This window comes from Planktosalinus lacus (assembly GCF_014640155.1).
Taxonomy (GTDB): Bacteria; Bacteroidota; Bacteroidia; order Flavobacteriales; family Flavobacteriaceae; genus Planktosalinus; species Planktosalinus lacus.
Window position 1 is genome coordinate 442,781 of sequence record NZ_BMGK01000001.1, and the last position, 20,575, is coordinate 463,355.

General features: G+C 36.8%; 17 protein-coding genes. All 17 read left to right on the forward strand.

Annotation, left to right across the window (positions count from 1 at the left end):
- The first annotated feature begins 3 nt into the window (after positions 1–3).
- The 17 genes from sov to IEV69_RS02100 all read left to right on the forward strand — a co-directional run bounded on the left by sov (position 4) and on the right by IEV69_RS02100 (position 20,515).
- The gene (gene sov / locus IEV69_RS02020; protein WP_373283637.1) at positions 4–7,338 is read left to right on the forward strand and encodes a T9SS outer membrane translocon Sov/SprA; all 7,335 of its coding nucleotides are present in this window, start codon (positions 4–6) and stop codon (positions 7,336–7,338) included.
- Between the two features lie 27 nt (positions 7,339–7,365).
- Positions 7,366–7,746, forward strand: a complete 381-nt coding sequence (gcvH, locus tag IEV69_RS02025; protein WP_188438935.1) for a glycine cleavage system protein GcvH — start codon at positions 7,366–7,368, stop codon at positions 7,744–7,746.
- Positions 7,715–8,125, forward strand: a complete 411-nt coding sequence (locus IEV69_RS02030; protein WP_188438936.1) for a VanZ family protein — start codon at positions 7,715–7,717, stop codon at positions 8,123–8,125. Before gcvH ends, IEV69_RS02030 begins: the two co-directional genes overlap by 32 nt.
- Before the next feature lie 54 nt (positions 8,126–8,179).
- The gene (locus tag IEV69_RS02035; protein ID WP_188438938.1) at positions 8,180–8,899 is read left to right on the forward strand and encodes an energy transducer TonB; all 720 of its coding nucleotides are present in this window, start codon (positions 8,180–8,182) and stop codon (positions 8,897–8,899) included.
- A 105-nt stretch (positions 8,900–9,004) separates the two neighbouring features.
- Positions 9,005–9,799 (forward strand): energy transducer TonB, encoded by a 795-nt coding sequence (locus tag IEV69_RS02040; RefSeq protein ID WP_188438940.1) that lies wholly within the window; start codon positions 9,005–9,007, stop codon positions 9,797–9,799.
- Positions 9,800–9,984: 185 nt separating this feature from the next.
- Complete coding sequence (gene remB, locus IEV69_RS02045; RefSeq protein ID WP_188438942.1) at positions 9,985–12,081, forward strand: gliding motility outer membrane protein RemB; 2,097 nt, start codon at positions 9,985–9,987, stop codon at positions 12,079–12,081.
- A 107-nt stretch (positions 12,082–12,188) separates the two neighbouring features.
- Positions 12,189–13,100 carry a heme o synthase gene (cyoE, locus tag IEV69_RS02050; RefSeq protein ID WP_188438944.1) on the forward strand — a complete coding sequence of 304 codons (912 nt, stop codon included), beginning with the start codon at positions 12,189–12,191 and terminating at the stop codon, positions 13,098–13,100.
- Positions 13,100–13,681, forward strand: coding sequence for a cytochrome c oxidase subunit 3 (locus IEV69_RS02055; protein WP_188438946.1), 582 nt, complete (start codon positions 13,100–13,102; stop codon positions 13,679–13,681). The genes cyoE and IEV69_RS02055 overlap by 1 nt, the downstream gene beginning before the upstream one ends.
- Before the next feature lie 45 nt (positions 13,682–13,726).
- A complete protein-coding gene (locus IEV69_RS02060; RefSeq protein ID WP_188438948.1) occupies positions 13,727–14,707 on the forward strand; it encodes a cytochrome c oxidase subunit 3 in 981 nt (326 codons plus the stop codon).
- Between the two features lie 18 nt (positions 14,708–14,725).
- Entirely contained in the window at positions 14,726–15,082 is a 357-nt protein-coding gene (locus IEV69_RS02065) for a cytochrome C oxidase subunit IV family protein (RefSeq protein WP_188438950.1), read from the forward strand.
- An 85-nt stretch (positions 15,083–15,167) separates the two neighbouring features.
- Positions 15,168–15,803: a hypothetical protein gene (locus IEV69_RS02070; RefSeq protein ID WP_188438952.1), complete on the forward strand. Its 636-nt coding sequence runs from the start codon at positions 15,168–15,170 to the stop codon at positions 15,801–15,803.
- Between the two features lies 1 nt (position 15,804).
- The gene (locus IEV69_RS02075; protein ID WP_188438954.1) at positions 15,805–16,428 is read left to right on the forward strand and encodes an SCO family protein; all 624 of its coding nucleotides are present in this window, start codon (positions 15,805–15,807) and stop codon (positions 16,426–16,428) included.
- A complete protein-coding gene (locus IEV69_RS02080; RefSeq protein WP_188438956.1) occupies positions 16,425–16,961 on the forward strand; it encodes a DUF420 domain-containing protein in 537 nt (178 codons plus the stop codon). Before IEV69_RS02075 ends, IEV69_RS02080 begins: the two co-directional genes overlap by 4 nt.
- The gene (locus tag IEV69_RS02085; RefSeq protein ID WP_188438958.1) at positions 16,961–17,194 is read left to right on the forward strand and encodes a CAMCR motif-containing small membrane protein; all 234 of its coding nucleotides are present in this window, start codon (positions 16,961–16,963) and stop codon (positions 17,192–17,194) included. The genes IEV69_RS02080 and IEV69_RS02085 overlap by 1 nt, the downstream gene beginning before the upstream one ends.
- A gap of 109 nt (positions 17,195–17,303) precedes the next feature.
- Entirely contained in the window at positions 17,304–18,011 is a 708-nt protein-coding gene (locus tag IEV69_RS02090) for an ABC transporter ATP-binding protein (RefSeq protein WP_188438960.1), read from the forward strand.
- The gene (locus IEV69_RS02095; RefSeq protein ID WP_188438962.1) at positions 18,004–19,248 is read left to right on the forward strand and encodes an ABC transporter permease; all 1,245 of its coding nucleotides are present in this window, start codon (positions 18,004–18,006) and stop codon (positions 19,246–19,248) included. Before IEV69_RS02090 ends, IEV69_RS02095 begins: the two co-directional genes overlap by 8 nt.
- Positions 19,241–20,515, forward strand: a complete 1,275-nt coding sequence (locus IEV69_RS02100) for an ABC transporter permease (RefSeq protein WP_188438964.1) — start codon at positions 19,241–19,243, stop codon at positions 20,513–20,515. The genes IEV69_RS02095 and IEV69_RS02100 overlap by 8 nt, the downstream gene beginning before the upstream one ends.
- Positions 20,516–20,575: the final 60 nt, after the last annotated feature.

The following is a 20,575-nucleotide window of genomic DNA, read 5'->3' on the forward strand; positions in this document are numbered from 1 at the left end:
AAATTGGGCACAAAAAACTATTCTAACAAGAAATTTCAGGTCTTCACCAGTATATTTTTAATAAGCTTTTTCCTATTGAGCATCGCAGCTACTGCTCAAGTTCCAGATCCTGAAGAGAACAATCAAACAGAACAAGACACACTTAAAACCGGCTTTTCGATGGGGCAAATGGATTTGCCTAATCCACCAAGCATAATAGATCTGTATACATATGACCCTGTTTCGGGTATGTACATTTACAATCAAATGTTGGGAAGCTTTTCAATTTCTTACCCGATGGTTCTGACACAGGAAGAATATCAAGACCTGATATTGGAAGAAGAAATGAAAAGCTATTTTAAATCCAAAATCGATGCTGCAGACGGAAGAAAAGAAGGAACTGAGGAAGAACAGAAAAACCTCTTACCGAGCTTTTATGTAGATTCCAATTTGTTTGAAACCATTTTTGGTGGTAATGTAATTGAAGTAATCCCTCAAGGTTCTGTTGAAATGGATCTTGGTTTGCTTTATACAAAACAGGACAACCCTTCCTTTTCACCACGAAACAGAAGTAACCTTACTTTTGATTTTGATCAACGCATCAGCCTTAGTTTATTGGGTAAAGTAGGTGAACGATTGCAGATCACAGCCAATTATGACACCCAGTCAACCTTTGATTTTCAAAATCAGATTAAACTTGAATACACTCCCACCGAAGATCAAATTATTCAAACCATCGAAGTTGGTAATGTGAGTATGCCTTTGAATAGTTCATTAATTCAGGGAGCACAAAGCCTTTTTGGAGTTAAAACCGAATTGCAATTTGGTAAAACAAGAGTAACCGGTGTGTTTTCTGAGCAAAAGTCTGAATCTCGTAGTGTTGTTGCTCAGGGAGGAGGAACCGTAAATGACTTTGATGTTTTTGCACTCGAGTATGATGAAGACCGTCACTTTTTCCTAAGTCATTATTTTAGAGATAAATATGATGATGCACTTGAACAATACCCCTTTGTCAACTCCAATGTGCAAATTTCCAGAATAGAAGTATGGGTAACAAATCTAACCAACACAACTGATAACGTTAGAAATATCGTTGCACTTCAAGATATTGGTGAATCAGATCCCTCAAATATAGGATTGAGTTTTCCTCCGGGAGGTTTTGTAAACCGCCCACCTGGATCATATCCTGACAATGGGAATAACGACTTCAACCCCTTTGGCATTGAAGGCGGTGCACAATCTGTACTCAATCAAAATATACGAAATGTCTCAACAGTTGAATCCGGTTTTGGAGGTGTTCAAGTCTCCCAAGGAAGAGATTACGTAACTTTGGAAAACGCTAGAAGATTGATGCCTAACGAATATACCTTAAACGGACAATTGGGGTATATATCTTTAAATCAAAGACTTAGCAATGACGAAGTGCTTGCTGTAGCTTATCAATACACAGTAAATGGACGCGTTTATCAGGTGGGTGAATTTTCAAATGATGGCATTGAGTCTACACAAGGTGGAAATATTGGTGATCCAAACCCAGATCCAAATCCAGACCCAAATGCTCCACAACCAGGGGAATCACAAAATATCGTGGTTAAAATGCTCAAGAGTAACATTGTAAATGTGAACCAACCTATCTGGGATTTAATGATGAAAAACATCTACAGTCTGGGTGCATTTCAATTGGAGCAAGAGGATTTTAGATTGAATATACTATACACAGATCCATCACCTTTAAACTATATTACTGCCGCAGAAGGAAACTCAGAGTTTCCTGCTACACCACTTCCTGAAGATGTTGATCAAACTACTTTACTAAAAGTTTTTAACCTAGACCGATTGAATTATAATAACGATCCACAACAAGGTGGTGACGGATTTTTTGACTTTTTACCAGGATTGACTGTTGATACTCAAAATGGAAGAGTAATCTTTACAACTGTGGAGCCTTTTGGTGAGCATTTATTTGATGAATTAAGCACGTCTGGAAGTAGTGAAAATTATGACGTTCCTGCAACATACAACGCCAATCAAAATAAATATGTGTTCCGATCACTGTACCGAACAACCAAAACAGTTGCTGAACAAGAGGACAGTGATAAAAACAAATTTCAGTTAAAAGGAACTTATAAGTCATCAGGTGCAGATGGAATTTCTATTGGAGCCTTCAATATTCCACAAGGTTCTGTCACGGTTACCGCAGGTGGTAGATTATTGGCTGAAGGAGTAGATTACACTGTGAACTATCAGCTGGGAAGAGTGCAAATTTTAGATCAAGCACTTTTAAATTCCAACACTCCAATCCAAATCACGACTGAAAACAACACCGTTTTTGGACAACAAACCAAACGATTCACAGGGTTGAATGTGGAACACCAGTTCAATGAAAACTTCCTTATTGGAGCCACTTATTTAAATTTAAACGAGAGACCACTCACCCAAAAAACAAACCTGAGCTCTGAACCAATAAATAACACCATTTTTGGTTTCAACGCTAATTATTCAACTAAAGTTCCATTTTTAACAAGACTGGTTAATAAGCTGCCAAATATTGATACTGATGTTGAGTCAAACCTTTCCCTAAGAGGAGAATTTGCATACTTAATGCCGGGATCCCCCAAAGTAGCAGACTTTGACGGAAAAACCACTGTATATGTTGATGACTTTGAAGGTTCACAAACAATGTTGGATGTTAAAGCCCCTTTATCTTGGCATTTAGCAAGCACTCCTGTTGATTTTGGAGGAGAATTAGAAAACAATAATCCGGCCTATAATTTTAATAGGGCCAAATTAGCTTGGTACACCATCGATCCAATTTTTTATAGCACTCAAAGACCTAACGGTATTTCAAACGACGACCTGTCTTCCTATAAAACAAGACGTCTTTTTATAAATGAAATATTCCCTGATACTGACATCGTTCAAGGCCAAACACAAGCGGTATTTTCATTGGACCTGTCTTATTTTCCTTCCGAAAGAGGTCCTTACAACTATAACCCTGAAACCGGCGGAACAAACGATCTGCCAAACCCATCCTCAAGATGGGCCGGAATTACGAGAGAGCTCAATACAACAGATTTTGAAAAATCGAATGTTGAATACATTCAATTTTGGGTATTGGATCCGTTTATTTATGACGAAAATGCAACTAACAACGGTGGTCAATTGCGTTTTAATTTAGGAAGCATTTCTGAAGACATTCTTAAAACAGGAAGAAAGCAATATGAAAATGGCTTACCCCCTGATGGTGGAACTGAAGGCACAAGAGAAACAGTTTACGGAAAAGTGCCTACCAACCAGTCACTGGTATATGCTTTTGATACCCAAGGACAACAACGAACCAATCAGGACATTGGACTAGATGGAGCGAATGATGCAGAAGAAGCCTCTTTATTTCCATTATTTGGCGGTCTGCCAGATCCAGCCGGTGATAATTATACTTACTTTCTGCAGGCTGAAGGCGATATTGTAACACGTTATAAAAATTACAACGGTACACAGGGGAACTCTCCTGTTGAGGTCACAGATACAAACAGAGGTTCAACTACACTTCCCGATGTTGAAGACTACAACCGAGACAACACAATGAACACGGTGAATAGTTATTTTGAATACGAAATTGATTTGTTTCCGGGAATGAATGTCGACAACAACCCCTACATTACTGATGTAAGAGAACTAGAAGTAAACCTTCAAAACAATGAAACACAATCAGTGAGATGGGTACAATTTAAAATTCCGATTAGTAGTCCAGACCGCGCTGTAAATGGAATTACTGATTTCAGATCCATTCGTTTTATGAGAATGTTTTTAACTGATTTTGAGGAGGATATCACTTTCAGGTTTGGAACACTTGATCTTGTAAGAGGAGATTACAGAAGATACACGCAAAGTTTAAATCCAGCCGGGACGTTACCCGCTAACAGTAACACAACTTTTGAAGTAGAGTCTGTCAGCATAGAAGAAAATGCGGGAAGACAGCCCATTCCTTACGTATTGCCTCCCGGAGTTGAGCGGGAAGAGTTGATCAATAACAATTCAAACATTCGTCAAAATGAGCAGTCACTTGCTTTAAGAGTTTGTGGCTTGGAACCGGAAGATGGGCGTTCAGTTTATAAGAACTACAACATAGACATGCGCCAGTACAAGAACCTGGAGATGTTTATTCACGCAGAATCTCTTGTAAATCAAATTGCGCTAAACGATGGTGATTTGGTAGCTTTTATGCGACTTGGGAATGACTTAAACCAAAACTTTTATGAAGTTGAGATTCCACTAAACCTTACAAATTTTGGAGCAACATCACCCGAAGAAATATGGCCGGTAGAGAACCGAATGAATCTTCCTCTTAAACTGCTTCAGGAAGTAAAGTCTATTGTATTGGGAAATCCAGAAGCCTATGATTTAAGTGAAATAGTTTATTTTAATGAATCGGAGTTGGAGGGAAGTCTTGGTGGCCCCGAAAATGATATGCGAATAGGTATCAAAGGAAATCCCAGTTATGGAAATGTTAGAACCATCATGATTGGAGTTAAAAATGCTACAGATGCAGAAATTTGCGGAGAGGTTTGGGTAAACGAGCTTAGATTGACTGAACTGAATAATGAAGGCGGCTGGGCTGCTGTAGCCAGCATGGATGTAAACCTTGCAGATTTTGCAAGTGTTAGTGCAATTGGAAAACGCACGACTGTTGGTTTTGGCTCGATTGAGCAAGGGCCTAACGAGCGAAGCCTTGAAGACGTGCAACAATATGACGTAGTTACCAATGTAAATGTAGGTCAGCTATTACCACAAAATTGGGGAATCCAGGTTCCATTTAATTATGCAATTGGTGAAGAGTTAATCACACCGCTTTATGACCCGGAATTCCAGGACATCGAACTTGATGCACGAATTGATAATGCCGAAAGCGCTGAAGAGCGGGATCAAATCAGGGATCAATCAGTTGATTACACAAAGCGCCAAAGCATTAACTTTATAGGAGTAAGAAAAGAAAGAACCGGCGATAAAAAGCCACAACCTTATGATGTTGAAAATATCACCCTTTCATATTCTTACAATCAAGTTGACCATAATAGCTTTGAAATAGAAGAGTCCCTCGAACAAAATATGATGTTAGGTGCTACTTATGATTATAGCTTTACACCAAAACCAGTTGAGCCATTTAAGAAAAACGACTCACTTTTCAGAAGTAGTTATTTACAACTTTTAAAGGACTTCAATTTTAATTATTTACCTACCAATATCTCTGCTAGCACAAATATTACAAGACAATATAACGAACAAAAATTCAGGGAAATTAACTTGCTGCCCGGAAACATTGGATTACCAACCTTGTATCAAAGGAACTTTTTGTTTGACTGGCAATATGCGATGAATTATAATTTAACTAACTCATTGCGATTCAATTTTAATGCATCTAACAATAGAATTGTAAAAAATTATATAGACGAAAACGGAATTATAAATAACGAAATAGGTGTTTGGGATGGTCTTTTTGATGTGGGAGAACCTAACCAACACTATCAAACATTACAGGTAAATTATGATTTGCCGTTTAATAAAATTCCTTTTTTAAGATTTATTAGAGCCACTTATTCATATACCGGGAATTACCAATGGCAAAGGGGAAGTGATTTATTTAGAAATATCGAGCTTGAGCTTGAAGATGGAACTACAGGTGTTTTTGATTTAGGAAATACCATTCAAAACTCAAACACACATCGTATTAATTCTACTCTGGATATGAACAACCTGTATCGTTATATAGGTTTGACAAAGCGAAGACCCACTAGAGCATCATCACAAGGGGCCGGAGAAGAAAGTGGTGCAGGTGACAGAGGAGCAGGATCTAGAGCAGATCGCGGAAGAGGTGGTGATGAAAAATCAAATGGTGATGAAAATGAAAGCGGTGAGCAAACTGTTGGCTTTTCAAACAGAGATGGGGAAAGTGGAGCAGGTGGTGCTGCTGGACAAAGAGGACAAGACGGAGCACCTCGTTTAAGTGGAGGCGATAAGACATATAACACTTTAATTGGATTGCTTACATCGGTAAAAAGATTCCAGTTTAATTATCAGGAAAACAACGGTATTTATATGCCGGGTTATTTACCATCAGTTGGATTTATGGGATCATTAAGACCTTCGGCAGGATTTGCTTTTGGTGGTCAGGGTGAAATCAGAGATTTGGCTGCAAGAAAAGGATGGCTCACAATTTACCCTGAGTTTAATGAACAATATACTGAGGTGGAAAATGTGCAGTTTGACTATCAATCAAATATTGAATTGTTTCCTGATTTCAAAATTGACTTAAATGGTAGCAGAACTTATTCAGAATCTTTTGCTGAAAACTATATTGTGAGAAATGATCAGTACAGGTCATTGGCACCACGCACGTTTGGAAACTTTAATATTTCAACCATACTTATTAAAACTGCCTTTGCAACCAGTGATGAAAACAGTTCTGAAACTTTTCAGGATTTCAGGAATAACAGATTACTTGTAGCAAACAGACTTGCAGAAGAATTTTATGGAACTTCAGATTTCCCAGTAGCAGAAGATGGCTATCCTGTGGGCTTTGGCAAAAATAATCAAGCTGTGTTATTGCCGGCATTTATTTCAGCCTATTCCGGAACCGATGCCTCAAGTGTAAAAACGGGAATATTTAGAGATGTACCAATACCTAATTGGGAGTTGAGATACACAGGTTTGATGCGATTGGGATGGTTCAAACAAAACTTTAAGCGTTTCTCTATTCAACATGGTTATCGTGCTGATTATACTGTGAACCAATTTGAAACGAATCTTGATTATGACAGAAATGACCCTACTCAAGTTGACCAAAGTGGAAACTTTAAAAATGAAACACTGCTTTCAAATGTAAACTTGTTAGAACAATTCAGTCCGTTGATCAAATTGGATTTTGAAATGCAAAATTCAGTTCGGATTTTGACAGAAATTCGGAAAGACAGAGCGCTTTCATTAAGTTTTGCCAACAACTTACTAACTGAAATTCAAGGAATGGAGTATATAGTTGGTCTGGGTTACCGCATCAAAGACTTGAGAATAGGAACAAGCTTTGGAGGAACACAGCAAATTTTGAGAAGTGATTTAAACTTTAAATTAGACCTTTCGCTTAGGGATAACAAAACAATTATCAGATATCTCGATGTAGAAAACAGCCAGGTTACAGCAGGACAAACTATTTATGGAATTCAATTTACGGCAGATTATGCTCTTAGTAAAAACCTAACTGCTTTGTTTTACTATGATCATACTTATTCTGAATATGCTGTTTCGACCGCTTTTCCACAAACAACTATTAGAGGAGGAATCACATTAAGATATAACTTTGGAAATTAAAATATAAACTAAATAATACAATACAGAATGAATATTCCAGTAAACCTAAAGTATACCAAAGATCACGAATGGGTGAAAATTGATGGCGATATTGCAACTATAGGCATTACAGATTTTGCTCAAAAGGAGTTGGGCGATATTGTTTATGTTGAAGTAGACACAGTAGATGAAAAAATGCAAATAGAAGACGTGTTTGGTACAGTGGAAGCTGTAAAAACAGTTTCCGACTTGTTCTTGCCTTTATCAGGACAGATCATTGAGTTTAATGAATCACTTGAATCTGAACCAGAAAAAGTAAATTCAGATCCTTATGGTGAAGGTTGGATGATTAAGCTAAAAATTAATGATCATTCAGAACTTGAAAACCTGATGGATAATGAAGCATATAAAAAGCTTATTGGCGCCTAAGCTCTTATTTACAGCAGCACTTTTATATACTTGTTTTATAGCCTATGGGTCATTAGTTAACACTGGTTCATTGCCTAAGCTGGATTATGCAGTTTCTGATAAATTAATTCACGCCCTTAGCTACTTTTTACTCTTCATAGTTTGGTTCTTTTATTTGATTTTTAAATCAAATAAAATATTTTATTTTAAAAAAACAACATTCCTTTGTGTTATTGTTTTTTGTTATGGTATAGTTATTGAGGTTCTTCAGGGCACAGTAACAACAGTCCGGGAAGCTGATTATTATGATGTTATCGCTAATGGAGTCGGTATTCTTTTCGGTTGTTTTGTAGTGATTCTCAGTAAGAATAAAATATTAAAGTTAAAAAATAGTATTTAGCTTTAATATAAAACAGATTTTACATATTTTAGCAACAATTAATTAAGGATAATTATGGAGCCTAAAAAAAATCCAAAAGCCGATTTAAGCAAACGAAGCATATTTTTCTTCCAGATAGGATTGATTATTATGCTTTTTATTACTTGGCAGGCTATTGAATGGAAAACCTATGATAAATCACTTGTTGATATAGGTCAATTAAATTTAGATGATGAAGATGAGGAAGAAATTCCAATCACAGAATTTATTCCACCACCACCACCGCCGCCACCACCACCACCTGCACCTGAAATTATTGAGGTTGTAGATGATGAAGAAGAGATAGAAGAAACAATTATCGAATCTACAGAAACAGACCAATTTGAAGAAATTGTAGAGATAGAAACAATTGAAGAAGCTGTTGAAGAAATCGATGATGTTCCTTTTGCTGTAATTGAAAATGTGCCAATCTATCCGGGTTGTGAAAACATGAAAAATAACCAGCAACGAAAAGATTGTATGTCTGAAAAAATTCAATCATTTGTAACAAGAAAGTTCAACACTGAGTTGGCAAATGACCTAGGGCTTTCTGGAAGACAACGAATTTCTGTGCAATTTAAAATTGATAACAAAGGAAACGTTGTTGAGGTATTGGCTCGAGCTCCACACCCGAGACTTGAATCTGAAGCAAAAAATGTGATCAGTCAGTTACCAAAAATGACTCCCGGAAAACAAAGAGGAAAAGCAGTAAACGTTATGTACAGCTTACCAATACTCTTTCAGGTAGAAAATTAAAAATATAATACATTCAAAATCAAGCCGTCAAACATTATTTGACGGCTTTTTTTATTTCTGGCATTCTTGTTGATTTATGAATTGTATAATTTTAAATCAACTATTATGAAAGCAATTAAAAAATTACTGGACATTTTTAGCAAGAATGAAGAAAATACTCAAAAAAGCAAGAAAGATGCAAATTTAAAGTATAACGGAACACTTGTATTTCAATTCAGTCTTATGGTTTCTATTATTACTGTTGCTTTAGTTATCAACGGTTCATATGGAGTTGAAACAAAACAAATTGCAAACCCCTTGCCAGACGATCCTGAAGTGATTTGGATAAGTGATTTTGTAATTGTTGAACCCAAAAAAGAAGCTCCGGAAGTGAAGGAACAACCGGTAAAAAAAGTAAACCCCACAATTGTACGTATAGTAGAAAAACCCATCGTAAAAGATATTGAGATTGAAACCGATCCTGAACCAAAGGAGGTTTATACTGATAAACCTGTTGACATAATTACTCAACCTAAAACTCCTGTTGCTGATACAGATGTAGTTCATTCATTTTTGGGAGTAGAAAGAGTTCCTGTGTTTCCCGGTTGTGAGTCTTTGACAGACAATGCAAGTCGAAGAGACTGTATGTCTTCTGAAATGGGAAGGTTTATCAATAAGCATTTCAACACTGAAATAGCCAACGACCTTGGATTAAATGGTACTCAGCGAATTTATGTTAGCTTTGTCATCAACAAAAATGGCGATGTAGATCAACTCCAGGTTAGAGGTCCGCATCCACGACTTGAAAAAGAAGCGGGACGGGTGGTCAATCAAATACCAAAAATGCTTCCCGGGATGCAAAACAATAAAGAAGTTGATGTGCGCTTCTCTTTACCAATACTCTTTAATGTAGTTAACTAATAAATATCAAATAAATTTTTAAAACCCGAAAGAATTCTCTTTCGGGTTTTTATTTGCAGCTGTTTTAAAAATCATAAAAAAACGTATCTTTCACTCTCAAAGAATCCAATAAATTGGGCGTTTGGTTTATTCATCTTTATCAACTCAGAAGTTGAAATATAGACGGCCTTTTAAATTAGTTTTAAATGAAAATAAAAGTTTTTTTAATAGGTGCTTTGTTAACGACATTTCTGGCGATTAGCCAGCAAACAAGCACCGAGTTTGAAAAATACCCGGTTTTTACTGAATGTGAAAACACAGAGATTGAACAACTAAAATCCTGTTTTCACAATACCCTGCAAGCATTTATACTCAATAATTTTAAAACACCTCAGATAGTATTTGATGAGAATTATACCGGTCAAATGGTGGTGTTTTTTGAAGTAGATAAAGAAGGAGACTTTAAAACCTTATATGTCGATGCTTTATATCAGGAATTAAAAGATGAAATTGAGCGGGTGTTTGAAGCACTACCGAAAATCAAACCTGCTACATACAATGCCCGCCCCACCTATGTTCAATTTACCATGCCCATTCAAATTCCACTGGAGCAGGGTAGTTTTGAAGTTCCTGTTATGGAGCAACAAAATCAAAACCTGGCTAAAGACAATTCAAAGGAATATGATGAAATTCAGAACCTTGGATATTCCAATAAAAAGTATGAGAGCAGCATCAATATACCTTTGTCACATCAGGAATATGCACGATTTGACTACTATATGAATCAGGTGGGAAACAATGCACATACAGCACAAAAGCCCTATTTATACAAAGATGTAAACAAGTATTTTGATATGCACGCCCGGGACACTTTGTTGTTTAAAAACAAAACTTCTTGGTTTGGTAAAAAACTTTGGAATGAACACATGATAAATTTCACGGGTAAGGGTTATTGGTTTACAATCGATCCAGGAGTGGATTTGCAACTGGGAATGGAAACAGATAGCGATTTTGATTATACCTATAACAATACCAGGTTGGCGGTAGTTCAGGGAGGATTAGGCGAAAAATTAAACTTTCATGCTGTAATTTATGAAAGTCAAGGTCGTTTTGCAAACTATTTTAATCGCTACGCAGAATCGATTGCTGCAGATGGTGGTGGAAATCCGGCCATTATTCCCGGTTTTGGAATTGCAAAAGAGTTTAGGGAAACTGCCTATGATTACCCATTGGCTACAGGATATTTATCATACAGTTCCGGTGAGATGTTTAATTTCCAGTTTGGACATGGAAAAAACTTTATCGGTGATGGTTACAGGTCGCTTTTTATGGGTGATGCTACTAGCCCAAGTCCATATTTCAAAATCAACACTACCTTTTGGAAATTAAAATATACAAACACCTGGATGTCTCTGAGAGATGTTAGACAGGAAGCCACTGAAGACGGTGCTTTTACCACCAAGTACATGGCCACACACTATCTGAGTTATAACATTACCAAACGCTGGAACATCGGTTTGTTTGAAAGTGTTTTGTGGGATAACAGCAATGACCGTGGTTTTGACCTCAACTATTTAAACCCTGTAATATTCTATCGGGCAATTGAATTTTCAACAGGACCTCGATCAGGGAATGCACTGATAGGGATTAGCTCCAAATACAAGTTTTCTGATTCATTTGTAGCCTATGGTCAATGGATTATCGACGAGTTTTCATCAGGAGATATTTTTGGTGGAGAAAAAAGCTGGAAAAACAAACTGGGATATCAGCTTGGCGTGAAATACTTCAGACCCTTTGGAATTAACAATCTCTTTTTACAGTTTGAATACAACCAGGTGCGACCCTATACCTATTCACACAACACTATTGTGTTAAATTATGGACATAACAATCAATCGATGGCGCATCTTTGGGGAGCTAATTTCAAAGAAATAATCACCATTGCCCGTTATGAAAAAGGCCGTTTTTTCGGAAGTGCTAAATTGATTTATGGCGAAAGAGGGTTCGATTTTAATGATGAAGAGGACACCTTTAATTATGGGGGAAATATTTACAGAGACGAACGTGACAGACCAACTGATTTTGGAATTGAAATAGGGCAGGGTAATACTACTACAGTATTCCATGGCGAATTTCAAGCAGGTTATCTCCTCAACCCTTCGACTAACTTTAAGGTGTATGCCAGTTTGATTTATCGCGACTTTAACCCACAGGTAAATACCGCTACAGAGTTTAAAGATTCAACTACCTGGTTTAATTTTGGACTTCGTACAGATCTCTTCAATTGGTATTATGATTTTTAAGTTATCTAGAGGTTTAGTTAAATTAAAATAATCTGTATTGAACTGTTGCGTAGCCTTACTCCTTGAAGTATCTTTGCACCGTTTTACGGAAGCTTGATATTTTCGTAATGGAAATTCATAAAAATTTGGAAACCAAAAATTTGGAGGTTACTTCTCAGCCCTTTTTTAAAGACTTTTTAGCGCTTACAAAAGTGAGGCTTTCGGTGAGTGTTGTGTTTTCATCTATTGCCGGTTATTTGCTGGGTGCAGAAGAGGTGAATGCAGTGTCTATTTTATTGTTAACAATGGGGGGTTATTTTATGGTGGGTGCTTCCAATGCATTCAATCAAATTATTGAAAAGGATTTGGATGCTTTAATGAAGCGCACTCAAAACCGTCCTATCCCTTCCGGAAGAATGACGCCAAATACAGCGTTTGTCATTGCGGTTCTATTTACGGTCCTTGGGATTGCTATTTTATATGCTATCAATCCAAAAACAGCAATGTTTGGTGCTATTTCGATATTTATGTATGTGAGCTTATATACACCATTGAAAACAAAAACACCACTTTCAGTTTTTGTGGGGGCTTTTCCGGGTGCAATCCCGTTTATGTTGGGGTGGGTAGCAGCTACCGGAAATTTTGGCATAGAAGCAGGAACCCTTTTTATGATTCAGTTTTTTTGGCAATTTCCCCATTTCTGGGCCATAGGCTGGTTTCTGTATGACGATTATAAGAAAGCGGGTTTCTTTATGTTGCCAACTGGCAAACAAGACCGGGGGACTGCAATTCAGGTTGTGCTTTATACAGTCTGGACATTGTTGGCTTCACTAATTCCGGTGTTTGGTGTAACGGGAGCATTTTATATCACTCCGCTTACGGCAATTGGAGTTGGCTTGTTGGGAATTTGGTTTTTATATCATTCAGTAAAACTTTTTAGGGAGAAAACACTTGCGGCTGCACGTAAATTGCTCTTTGTGAGCGTGGCATACATTACTTTAATTCAAATACTTTATGTTTTAGATAAATTCATACGATAATGGCTTATACAGACGATACACAGGAAACAAAAAACAGACGCGCAAAAAAAATGATGCTCTGGTTTGCAATGATTAGCATGACAATGAGTTTTGCCGGTTTAACCAGTGCTTACATTGTAAGTAAAAGCAGACCTGACTGGCTCACAGATTTTACAATACCTCAGGCATTTTATGTGAGTTTAGTTTTGGTGCTGGTAAGTAGTGTAACTATATACCTTGCAAGAGTAACCATCCAAAAAGAAAAACATTCTGCTGGGATGGCATTGTTGATTGCAACTTTTGTACTGGGGGTTTTATTTGTCTATTTTCAATTTTTAGGATTTTCACAATTTATTGCAGCAGGCTACTTTTTCACCGGAAGCGAAAGCACCATCACAACTTCATTTATTTATTTAGTAGTGTTGTTGCATGTGGCTCACATTATTGGTGGATTAATAGCGCTTTTAGTTGTAATTTATAATCATTTTAAACAAAAGTACCATAAGGGTCAAACCCTTGGAATTGAACTCGCTGAGACCTTTTGGCACTTTGTTGATTTCTTGTGGATTTATCTGTTTTTATTTTTATATTTCGTTAGATAATAAAAATGCTTATTTTTGACCCTTATTTAAAACTGATATAACTTTATGGAAGCTACTGTTGTTAAAACAGGTACTGAAGGAAAAACCTGGGGTGGAGGTCAAAACCCACCATTAAAAGCAAGTTATGGTAAGTTAATGATGTGGTTTTTCATCCTCTCAGATGCATTGACCTTTTCAGGATTTCTAGCCGCATATGGTTTTTCTCGCTACAAATTCATTGACTCATGGCCTGTTGCTGATGAAGTGTTCAATCACTTCCCGTTTTTGCATGGTGTAGATGCGCCGATGTACTATGTGGCTTTAATGACGTTTATTTTGATTTTCTCTTCTGTAACCATGGTGCTTGCGGTTGATGCAGGTCATCAAATGAAAAAAAGCAAAGTAGTTTTTTATATGTTTCTTACATTGATTGGAGGTATTATCTTCTTAGGTTCACAAGCCTGGGAATGGAAAAACTTTATCCAGGGAACCTATGGTGCCGTTGAAACAAGATCAGGAAACATCATTCAGTTTTTAGATACAGATGGCAAACGGGTTGCATTAAGCGATATTGCTTTAGAATCAACTCAGCGCGCTGTACATGATAGAAGTTCTGGAATCTGGTATACCACAGACGAAACCTTATCTACTTATACCATTGACGACATCAAAAGTGGTTTTGCAGAAAAAGAAAACCTTTTAGTGAGAATTCAAAAACTGGACGAAAATGGTCATCCCATTGTACTTTCAAGAGAAGAATCAATAGCTAAACTTAACGACTCCGGAATTAGAGTTGTTGAGGGAGCTAATTTATATCGTAACGAATATGGACATCCACTGTTTGGAAACTTTTTCTTCTTTATTACAGGGTTTCACGGTTTCCACGTTTTTACAGGAGTACTGATTAATTTAATAATTTTCTTTAATATCCTGTTAGGAACCTATGAGCGTCGTGGAAGTTATGAAATGGTTGAAAAAGTTGGTCTTTACTGGCACTTTGTAGATTTAGTATGGGTATTTGTATTTACCTTCTTCTATTTGGTTTAATAAAATAAAATTTTAGATATGGCACACGGAGCAACACATGAAAGTTCAACTAAACGCATTTGGTATGTGTTTACATTGCTTTCTATTGCAACAATTGTTGAAGTAGTTTTGGGGATTATTAAACCTCAGTTTCTTGTTGAAACCAAGTTTCTTTCCATGAAATTACTCAACTGGATATTCATTTTACTTACAATTTATAAAGCTTACTATATTACCTGGGCATTCATGCACATGGAAGGTGAAACAAAAGGATTGAGACGCGCTGTAGTTTGGACTGCAGTATTTCTAATCTCTTACCTGGTCTTTATTTTGCTCGTAGAAGGTGATTATATCTATGAAGTTTATAAAAGTGGTTTTGTTAAATACAACTTTTAATCTTAGTTAAATATATAGTTAAAAGCCCTCAGTTTTGAAGGGCTTTTTTTTATTTTTGTACTCCAATATATTATACCCCTTTATTTTGAAAAAAATTATTGTCTTAGTTGTTTTGTTTGTCCTTCCAATAACGATTTACTTGTTTTTTTCTTCCGGCAAGAATCATTTTGCAAAACTACCAGTCCTCACTGAAAATGTAAGTGAATTGACGAATCTAAAATCCCTTAACGGTGAAAAGGTCCAGCTTGAAGGCAACATAACTGTCCTCAGTTTTTTTGGGAGTGACATCAAGTCCAAATATGGCAATGTATTTAATCTAACACATAAAATTTATAAACCATACCATCAATTTGAAGACCTTCAATTTGTTTCAGTTCTTGAAAGTGGCAATGAAAAATTGGTAGAAGCTTTGTTGGTTGAACTCAACAAAATTACCGACGCCGATAAATGGAAATTTGTCTATGGTTCGCCTGAAGAAATCAAGGCGCTATTTAAGTCTTTGAATTCAAATATACAACTGGATGCCAAACTGGGAGCATCAGAAGTATTCATTATTGATAAAGACCGAAACTTAAGGGGAAGAATTGATGATAAAGACACAGGCACACTTTATGGGTTTGATACATCCTCAGTTGCAGAATTAAACAATAAAATGGAAGATGATATTAAAATCATTCTTGCAGAATACAGACTCGCTTTGAAAAAAAACAATAGAAATTAGTATGAAAAAATATTCTTACGTAGGCATATCTTTTGTAATCCTGATTTTTGGAATCTGGGCAGTCAATGAATTGAGTAACCGACTCAGTGGGCCTGATTTTTATGAAGGAGAAACAGTTCCCGATTTTTCATTCACTAATCAACACGGACAAACAATTACAAACAAAGACTTTGAAGGAAAAGTGTATGTACTGGAATTCTTCTTTACAACCTGCCCTAGCATTTGTCCCATTATGAATCAAAATATGAAAAAAATTCAGGACTCATTTTATGGTAATCCTGAATTTGGTATTGCTTCAATAACTATCGACCCCCAACACGACACTCCTGAAGTCATGAAAAAATATGCTGAGAACTATGGGGCCAAACACCCTCACTGGCATTTTTTAACAGGTGATAAAGAAACAATTTATAAACTCTCCAATGAAGGTTTTAAACTCTATACTGCCGAAGAAGAAAGTGCGCCCGGTGGTTTTGAACATTCTGGATTGTTTGCACTCATTGATAAAGATGGAAATATTCGCTCGCGTTATGATGAATTTGGAAATCCAAAAATTTATTATAACGGCCTCGAAGACAACGAGATTGAAATGCTAAAAGAAGACATTAAAAAACTGCTTAAATGACAAATACATTAGCTCAAAAAGAAAAAATATACAATAGATGGATAGTGGCACTTTCTATATTGATTCCAGTAGCAGTAGCCGTTTTATTTACTGTAAAAGTTGAAATTCCCGGTGTAGACCGCTTGGGGTTTTTACCACCCATCTATGCTACCATCAATGCATTGACAGCAATTATTTTGGTATTGGCTGTCATTCAGATAAAAAAGGGTAACCGCAAAACCCACGAGAATCTGATGAAACTAGCCATTGGTCTTTCAGCACTGTTTTTGGTGATGTATGTCATTTACCATATGACCTCCTCTTCCACTCCATTTGGAGGTGAAGGAAACATCAGAACGATTTACTTTTTTATTCTGATTTCACATATTTTGCTATCAATAGCTGTTATACCGCTTGTGTTAATTAGTTTTGTGAGGGCACTGTCACAACGTTTTGATAAACACAAAAAAATTGCAAAAATCACCTTTCCCATTTGGTTGTATGTAGCCGTTACCGGAGTAATAGTTTATATAATGATTTCACCTTATTACTAATGAAAAAACAATATTTCATAACCCTGATTTTAATGCTCTTTTTCCTGCCGGAAATCTACGCACAATGTGCCATGTGTCGTGCTGTCTTGGAATCTGACGCAGATGGGTCAACTGCAGAAGGCATCAATAACGGCATTTTATACTTAATGGCTTTCCCATATCTTTTGGTAGGTGTGATTGGTTATATGATATACAAAAGCAGACAAAAAGCAAAGAAAGAAGAACGTGTATAGTGTTCTTTTTAGCTTTTTTATTAACACCACTTTCACATATTTTTATGTAACTATCTATAATATTGTAGACTACTAAAGGCAGCTACCAACATTTTAACATTTCATAAATATGATTGAAATAAAATCACTTCATAAATCGTATAAAACCGGCAGTACTTCTCTGCATGTTTTAAAAGGTATTGACTTTAGTGTAAAAGAAGGAGAAATGGTTTCAATTATGGGTTCCTCAGGTTCAGGTAAATCAACACTCTTAAATATATTAGGTATACTCGATGAAGCTGATGAAGGCACATACACTTTAGACGGTGTTCTCATAAAAAACCTCAATGAAAAAATTGCAGCCCGCTATCGTAATAAATTCCTTGGATTTATATTTCAGTCTTTCAACTTGATTAATTATAAATCGGCTCTTGATAATGTAGCGATGCCTCTCTATTATCAGGGTGTGAAACGCGCTGAACGCCTAGATAGAGCCATGCACTATCTCGAAAAAGTAGGACTCGCAGAATGGGCTACTCACTTACCTAATGAACTTTCCGGAGGTCAAAAACAACGGGTGGCCATTGCGCGTGCACTGGCATCAGACCCAAAAGTACTATTGGCAGATGAACCTACAGGAGCACTGGATAGCAAAACGTCTTATGAGGTGATGGAAATCATTCAAACCATCAATGATGAAGGTAAAACCATTTTGCTGGTTACCCACGAAGATGATATTGCACATATGACAAAGCGTATCGTGCATCTTAAAGATGGAATTATAATAGATGATTCACCGGTAAAACAACAACGCGCCAAAACTGCACTCCATGTTTGATTTAGAACGCTGGCAGGAAATATTTGAAGCCATCCGTAAGAATAAGCTTCGTACCTTTTTAACGGGACTTTCGGTAGCCTCCGGAATCTTTATTCTGGTAATTCTACTTGCTACCGGAAAAGGAATTGAAAACGGTGTGGCTAAACAATTTGAACGCGATGCTGCCAGCAGGATTAGTGTATGGACTGGAGTGACTTCACAAGGGTATAAAGGCTTAAACCCCGGAAGATTTATTCAGTTAAAAAACAACGACTTTGATCAAACGGTTTTAAAATATCAGGATCAACTGGAGTACAAATCTTCTATATATCGTATTTGGTCAGGCTTGACTACTTACAACAATGAAAATGGCAGTTACCGTATTGAAGGGGCACTGCCCGACTATCAGTTTTTGGAAAATGAATCAATGACTGCGGGTCGGTTTATAAACAACTATGACCAAGAGAACTACGAAAAAGTAGCCGTGATTGGTCAAAAAGTTTATACAGATCTATTTAAGGGAAAGAAAGCCATTGGAGAATATATTGACATAACAGGAATCAAATTTAAAGTAATTGGCGTTTTTACAGATCCGGGAGGAGAGCGTGAAGAAGCAAGAATAATGATGCCTCTGTCAACAAGTCAGCGGGTTTTCAATGCTGGGGAAAATATTAGAAACATTGCGTTTACGCTTCAAAGCACGGGCAACTTTAACCGTGATGTCGAAGCTTCAAATGTTTTTACAACTCAGCTTGAAGATCAATTAAAAACACGGCATACCATTGCACCTACTGATAACAGAGCAATCACTGTGAGAAGTAATCTTCAGGAAACCAAACGTTTTTATGACCTCAACAATATGATTAGCTTGTTTTTCTGGGCAGTGGGCATCTGTACCATTATTGCCGGAGTTGTGGGTGTTAGTAATATTATGCTCATTATTGTAAAGGAAAGAACCAAAGAAATTGGCATCAGAAAAGCCATTGGAGCTGAACCCTGGTCTATTATCTGGATGATTATGCACGAGTCAATTTTTATTACAGCCATTGCAGGTTTTTTAGGACTAATTTTTGGCTTGGGACTATTGGAACTTGCCGGCCCTGCCATTGAAACCGAATTCATATCAAACCCATCGGTAGATTTTAATATTGCAATCTCCACGGTATTTATTCTCATTATTGCAGGTGCTATAGCAGGTTTTTTTCCGGCATACAGGGCTGCAAAAATTAAACCCATAGAAGCGTTAAACGATGACTAACCCTTTTAGTAAAGACAGCTGGAGCGAAATCCTGGAAGCTCTTAGTTCAAACTGGTTCAGAACGCTCCTGACAGCTTTTGGAGTACTGTGGGGAATTTTTATATTAGTGATACTCCTCGCTGCAGGAAAAGGACTAGAAAACGGTGTAAAAAAAGGCTTTTCAGGAATGGCTACAAACTCGATGTTTATGTGGTCACAAACTGCTTCAAAACCATATAAGGGTTTACCACAGGGGAGAAGATACAATTTTAAATTGGATGATGTTGAAGCTCTGAAAACACAAATACCTGAATTGAAATATGTTTCACCCAGAAATCAATTAGGTGGCTTTGGTGGTGCCAACAATGTGGTGAGAGGCATTAATACAGGAGCTTTTAATGTATATGGAGACTACCCTGAGTTTATATTGCAACAACCCATGGATATCACTTCAGGAAGATTTATCAACTACTCAGATATCGAACAAAAACGAAAAGTAGCTATCATTGGTGAATCAGTTAAAAATGCACTTTTTGAAAAAGGAGAAGACCACATAGGTGAGTTTATAAAAATCAATGAAGTCAACTTTATGATTGTTGGGACTTATCGAAAGACAAGCAATAACAATGGCGATGTTGAAGAGGCTCAAAAAGAAATTTATGTACCCTTCACTGCCTTTTCACAAGCTTTTAACCGTGCAGATAATGTAGGCTGGATGGCAATCACTGCTCAGGATGGTGCTTCTATCACTCAGCTTAAAGAACAGGTGTTTGAAATTGTTAAAAGCAAACATACTATTCATCCTGAAGACGACAGAGCCATTGGCCATTTTGATTTGTATGAACAATTTTCAAAAATAAACGGTTTATTTATCGCTTTAAACGCAGTAGCTTACTTTGTGGGTATATTAATTTTGCTATCAGGGGTGATAGGGATTAGTAATATTATGTTGATTGTAGTAAAAGAACGAACCAAAGAGATTGGAATCAGAAGAGCTTTAGGAGCAACTCCCTGGAGCATTCGATCTCAAATTATTTTAGAATCTGTTTTTTTAACCATCATTTCAGGTATGGCCGGCATTGTCATGGCCACGGGAGTACTGGCGTTAATTAATTCATTATTAGAAAACAACACATCACCGGATACTATGTTTGCAAACCCTAGTGTCAACCTTTTTGTAGTAGGGGTGGCTTTGGCCATATTAATTATTTCAGGATTACTTGCAGGATTGATTCCCGCTCAAAATGCCATTAAAGTCAAACCGGTAGATGCTTTACGTACAGAATAATTTAAATTAACCAATAATAAACAACAATCATTGCCAACGTTCACTTATTATGTAAACCAA